Raw genomic sequence first — 5626 nt, forward strand, 5'->3', positions numbered from 1 at the left:
CAATGCCAAGGGGGCTACGACGAAGGTGCAGGTGGACTGTTGGTGAGCTTCTACCACCTGGTCAAGCTGGCAGCTCTTTCAGATCGCTGTACTGCTGGAGTGATGCCCCCAGGGGAAGCCCCTGAAGAAGTGCGCATCAAGGTATTTCTGGAGCGCGACGGCGATCTCACTATTCCCACTCTTTATGGCCTGTTCCGCGGTGCCGACTGGCAGGAGCGGGAAACCTTCGACATGTACGGCATTCAGTTTGCTGGCCACCCCCATCCCAAGCGGCTGTTGATGCCGGAAGACTGGAAAGGCTTTCCGATGCGCAAGGACTACGTGCAGCCCGATTTCTACGAAATGCAGGACGCCTACTAGGACGCGGAGCCGCTGCCCCTCTGGTGATTACGGTAAAAACGCATCACCGCTAGGGCGACGCTGCGGGGATCGTGGCGCAACGTGGCCGTAGGCCTAGCCCCTTGGAGCGGTGCCAACATCACTTCGTAGCCCTGGCGGCGCAGCTGGCGCGTGTCACAGGCCACCGGCTCGGCACCCTGGTGCCGGTAATGGTCAATCAAGGCGGAATCGCCCAGATCTTCCTGGGCGAGCACGGCGGTGAATAGTCGCTCCTCCACCCCGAGGCTGGCCAATTGGGCCTCAAGGGCCCGCAAATGTCCCCCTACATCGAGCCCATCGGTTTCGCCCGGCTGGGTCATCAGGTTGCAGATGTAAAGGCGCGGTGCCTTGCTGCGACGGATGGCCTGCACCAGCTCGGGTACGAGCAGGTTGGGCAGCAATGAGGTGTAAAGGCTGCCCGGGCCAAGCACGATCAAATCGGCATTTGCGATGGCTTCCAGGGCTCGGGGTAGGGCCGGAGGTCGCTCGGGCGTGCAGCCCAACCGCACGATTGGGCTGGAGGCGTGGCCAATCTTCGACTCGCCTTCGATCCGTTCGCCGTTCTCAAGCTCAGCCCACAAACGCACGTCGGCGTTGGTGGCGGGCACCACCTGCCCCTGCACCGCCAACACCCTGCTGCTGGCGGTGATGGCCGATTCCAGATTGCCAGTGATCGCCGTGAGGGCTGAAAGGAATAAGTTGCCGAAGCTGTGGCCCTCCAGACCGCTACCGGCCTTGAAGCGGTATTGGAACAACCGGGTCAGCAGGGGTTCCTCCCGAGCCAGGGCCGCCAGGCAGTTGCGGATGTCGCCGGGAGGTTGCACGCCCAGCTCCCGCCGCAGCACCCCGCTGCTGCCGCCGTCATCGGCAACCGTGACGATGGCCGTGAGATTGCTGCTGTAGCGCTTTAGTCCACTGAGCAGGGTGGAAAGGCCGGTGCCGCCGCCAATGGCGACGATGCTTGGGCCGCGGTTGAGGCGCCCCTGAGCCAGCAGGGCATCCACTAACAATGTGTCCTTTTCCGGGGCCAAAGCCTGCTGAATGGAACCGAAACTGCGGCTCTGGCCCAGCCAGATCAGCACAGCTCCAACCAGCAACACCAACGGCCCCGTGAACTTGCGAGGCAACACCCCGGTGACCTGAGCCAGCAGCCATTGAATACTGGAGAGCATCCAGTAGATCGGCTGCAAATCGGCCCACACCGCCGCGCCGAGCAGGGCCACCAATAACCCCAACCCGGAGGTGAGCACCCAGCGCTTCACCACCAGTCCTGGCTGCAACCAGCGGGCCGCTCGCCGGGAGCGACTCATCAGGTCCTTGCGGCGCAGATCTCCGCGGCCCAGCCAACCCGGTTTCGGCAGCGGTCGGCGGGAGCGCCGCAATCGAGAGACCGGAGCGGAGGAGCGCAAAGGGCGGGGGAGGACGCTGCCGCAATTGGCTGAACTTTAAGGAGTGCCATCGGCACCGCAAACAGCGAGGATGGAAACTTCTTCATAGGCCCCCTCTGGCTTCCTCAGCACCACCGCTGGCCGCAATGGAGAACCTCAGCGTGCGCTGGGGCAGCCGCTGCATCCTTAACCAGGTAAATCTGCAGATCGCCGCCGGCGAGCGCCTAGTGGTGGTTGGGCCTTCCGGAGCGGGCAAGTCAACCATCCTGCGTCTGCTGGCAGGACTGCAGCTGCCCAACAGCGGCAGCTTGAGTCTCCATGGCATCCCTCAGACCTATTTGCGCCTAGATCAGCGTCAGCCTCAGGACGTACGGCTGGTGTTTCAGAACCCGGCCCTACTTGGCTCCCTAACCGTGCGTGAAAACGTCGGCTTCCTGCTCTATCGCCACGGCCGGCTAGCTGAACGAGAGATACGAGAGCGAGTGGGCGCAGCACTGCATGCGGTGGGGCTTCAAGGCATCGAGGAGCAAATGCCTGCGGAGCTCAGCGGCGGCATGCAGAAGCGGGTCAGCTTTGCCCGGGCCCTAATCGACGACCCGGCCAAGCCAAATGAACAGATGCCCCTGCTGCTGTTCGACGAACCCACGGCCGGCCTGGATCCGATTGCTTGTACCCGAATCGAAGATCTAATCGTGCGCACCACGGAAGTAGCTCGGGCCACCTCTGTGGTGGTGAGCCATGTGCACAGCACCATCGAACGCTCTGCGGAACGGGTTGTGCTGCTGTACGACGGCCAATTCCGCTGGAGCGGCACGGTTGAGGAATACCGCAGCTGCAGCGATCCCTACGTGGTGCAGTTCAGGAGCGGTAGTCTGCGCGGACCGATGCAACCTGCGGAGCTCTGAATCCATGCGCCGCAGCATCCGCGAAGCAGTTGTCGGCTTCTCCCTGTTAGCCGCTATCGGCAGTGCCGTAGGTCTCTCCTTCTGGTTGCGCGGCATCTCCCTAAGCAGGCAAAACTGGAGCGTCAAAGCCAGCTTCGCCGAAGCATCTGGCCTGGCAGAGCGCTCACCTGTGACCTACAGAGGCGTTTTAGTTGGCAGCGTGCGGCGCGTAACCGTGACACCCGAGGCGGTGGTTGCTGAACTGGAAATCAACCATGCCGATCTGAATCTGGCTCGGCCTACAAGGGCGGAGATCGGCGAAGCCTCCTTACTAGGTGGTGAAGCCGAAGTTGCTCTGATCAGCAGCGGCCCGCCCTTGCCGCCAGGCTCTGCCAACCCTCGCTCCAAGGCCTGCAACACGACCGTAGCCATTTGCAATGGCTCCTCGATCGAGGGAATCCAGGGACCAAGTCTGACCAGCGTGACCACGCTGATGCACAAGATGCTGGTGGAAACAGACCAGATGAAACTGCTCAGCAAAGTCTCAACCGCGGCCAGCAGCTTCGATCGCACCGCCAAGGACACTTCCAACTTCATGAAGGAAGGCCAGTCCCTGGCCAAGGAGCTCGAATCGACGGTGAAAGCGGCCCAGCCCACGATCACCAATCTCAACAGCAGCACTGACCACCTGCGCCGGATTATCGCCGCCCTAGACAATCCCCAGACCCTGAAGGATCTGAAGGCCACCGTCAGCAATGCCGAGCAGCTCACCGCCAAATGGAATTCAGTTGGGGGCGATGTGACCAAACTCACCGACGATCCCCGCTTCATGGACGGCATCCGCAGCGTGGCCGTGGGCTTGGGCAAATTCTTCGATGAGCTGTACCCGGCCCAGACCGACGTCGCCCGAGACAAGGCCGCCCGAGAGAAGGCCACGCAGACAAAGCCCTAAATCCCGTTGATCGCCTCCATGGCGATGGCAGCGATGGCCTGATCGCTGGCCTTGGGTAGTTGCACGTACTTGCCGCCGGCCGCCTCAGCCAGGTCCTTGCCCATGCCGCTGCCGATGAACTTGCGCTCGGTATCGATCACCAGCAGCTTGATGCCTAGGGCCCGGTACTTGCTGGCCACCTGCTTCACCTCCTCCTTGAGGTCCACCGGCTCCTCGCCCTCCAGCTGGGGTTGACCCAGGGAGCGGCTGAGGGGCACGTTGCCGCGGCCATCGGTGATCGCTACCACCACCACCTGGCCCAGATCGCCCGTGGCCAGAGCGTTGGCCCCCACCCGGGCGGCCTGGGAGAGCCCGTGGGCCAGGGGTGAGCCGCCGCCGCAGGGCATCGCCTCAAGACGCCGGCGCGCAGCGGTGATCGAGCGGGTGGGGGGCAGCAGCACCTCGGCCTGCTCGCCGCGGAAGGGAATCAGGGCCACTTCGTCGCGATTTTCGTAGGCCTCGGTGAGCAAGCGAATCACGGCCCCCTTAGCGCTCTGCATGCGATTGAGAGCCATCGAGCCGCTGGCATCCACCAGGAAGATCACCAGGGCACCGGCCTTGCGCTGCAGCTGTTTGGCGCGCAGGTCACCGTCTTCCACGATCACCTTGCGATGGGGCTGCCGCTCACGGCGAGATTTCTGATAGGGGGCGGCCGCCCGCAGGGTGGCATCGACAGCGATGCGCTTCACCGGGCCGCGGGGCAGCATCGGCTTCACATAGCGGCCGCGGGAATCGCTAAACACCACCGCCCTGCTGCCACTGCCGCCCGTTTTGGCCTTGGCCGAGGCGAACAGCAGCAGATCCGGATCGATGGCGATGGCCTCAGGATCCAGCAAAAATTCCTCAGGCACCTGGGGCGGCGCCTGATCTTCAGGACTGTCGTCTTGGGATTCGTCTTCTTCAGGTTCGTCGTCTTTGGGACTTTCGTCGTCTTGATCGTCTTTGTCTTGCTCGGGCTCCTGCTCGTTCTCAGGCTGATCGGGATCCTCCGGCGGCTGCTCCCCCTGGGGCGGTGTCTCTCCCCGGGGCGGCGACGGGGGTTCAAGAGGCTGGTCGGGATCGGGGGGCGGCATTTGCAGGGCACGAGGTGCAATCACCAGGCGCACTGCTACTTGAAGGTCGTCGGCCTCGACTCGATCTCGGCCGCTGAGGGCTGCATGGGCCCGGGCCACCCGCACGGCATAAAGCTCGCTGCGATGGCCCTCGACCCCACCCCGCAAAGCCTCCTTCACCAGATAAACGATCTGCTCGCGGGCAATCTGCACATCCGGTAGCCACTGCCGCGCCAGCAGCAGCTGGGTGGCCAGGGCATCGGTTTCCTCCTGCCAGCGTGCACCGAAGTCGGTGCTGGATTCGGCCTGATCCATCGCCGAGCGGGTGATTTCCACCCGCTGCTCAAGCTCCAGCACCTGATTGGCACTTAGGCAGATGGCGAAGCGATCGAGCAGGTGATCGCGCACCGGCCCCTCCTCAGGATTGAAGGTGGCGATCAGCAGGCAGCGACAAGGGTGGCTAAGGCTGAGGCCCTCCCGCTCGATCCGGTTTTCGCCGCTGCCCACCGCCGCCAACAACAGGTTTGTGACGTTGTCGTCAAGCAAGTTGAGCTCGTCGACATAGAGCACACCCCGATGGGCTTCAGCCAGCAGCCCTGGCTGAAAAACAGCCTGGCCACTGGTCAGCGAAGCCGTCACATCGACCGAGCCCACCAGCCTGTCTTCGGTGATGCCCAACGGCACCTGCACAAAGGGCGCCGGCACCACTGCGGTGGGCAACAGGGCGCTGGTAGCTACTCCCGTGGGATCGGCACCCAATTCGGTAAGCCGAATGCAGGTTTCCTCGTCCCAGTCATCGGGCCTCTGGGGATCGATGTTGAGGGCCTGGCCGCCCACATCAAGCACGTCGATCGGCGGCAGCAGGGCATGCAGACCGCGAGCCAACACCGACTTGCCAGTGCCACGACCACCGGCGATCACCACCCCGCCCAG

General features: G+C 63.5%; 5 protein-coding genes. 3 read left to right on the top strand and 2 right to left on the bottom strand.

What is annotated here, in order from left to right:
* Positions 1 to 360: NAD(P)H-quinone oxidoreductase subunit J (locus KBZ07_RS15310; RefSeq protein ID WP_254932418.1), on the top strand; the 360-nt coding region annotated here is incomplete at its 5' end.
* Here KBZ07_RS15310 and yvcK read toward each other — a convergent pair.
* Complete coding sequence (gene yvcK, locus KBZ07_RS15315; RefSeq protein ID WP_254932422.1) at positions 357 to 1688, bottom strand: gluconeogenesis factor YvcK family protein; 1332 nt, start codon at positions 1686 to 1688, stop codon at positions 357 to 359. The two genes, KBZ07_RS15310 and yvcK, sit on opposite strands and share 4 nt — an antisense overlap.
* A 224-nt stretch (positions 1689 to 1912) precedes the next feature.
* Here yvcK and KBZ07_RS15320 point away from each other — a divergent pair, with 224 nt between their 5' ends.
* Entirely contained in the window at positions 1913 to 2671 is a 759-nt protein-coding gene (locus KBZ07_RS15320) for an ABC transporter ATP-binding protein (protein WP_254932419.1), read from the top strand.
* Positions 2672 to 2675: 4 nt separating this feature from the next.
* Positions 2676 to 3602 (top strand): MlaD family protein, encoded by a 927-nt coding sequence (locus tag KBZ07_RS15325; RefSeq protein WP_254932420.1) that lies wholly within the window; start codon positions 2676 to 2678, stop codon positions 3600 to 3602.
* Here KBZ07_RS15325 and bchD read toward each other — a convergent pair.
* The coding region (bchD, locus tag KBZ07_RS15330) for a magnesium chelatase ATPase subunit D (RefSeq protein WP_254932421.1) at positions 3599 to 5626 on the bottom strand (2028 nt) is incomplete at its 5' end. The two genes, KBZ07_RS15325 and bchD, sit on opposite strands and share 4 nt — an antisense overlap.

The sequence above is a fragment of the Cyanobium sp. BA20m-14 genome (genome assembly GCF_024346295.1).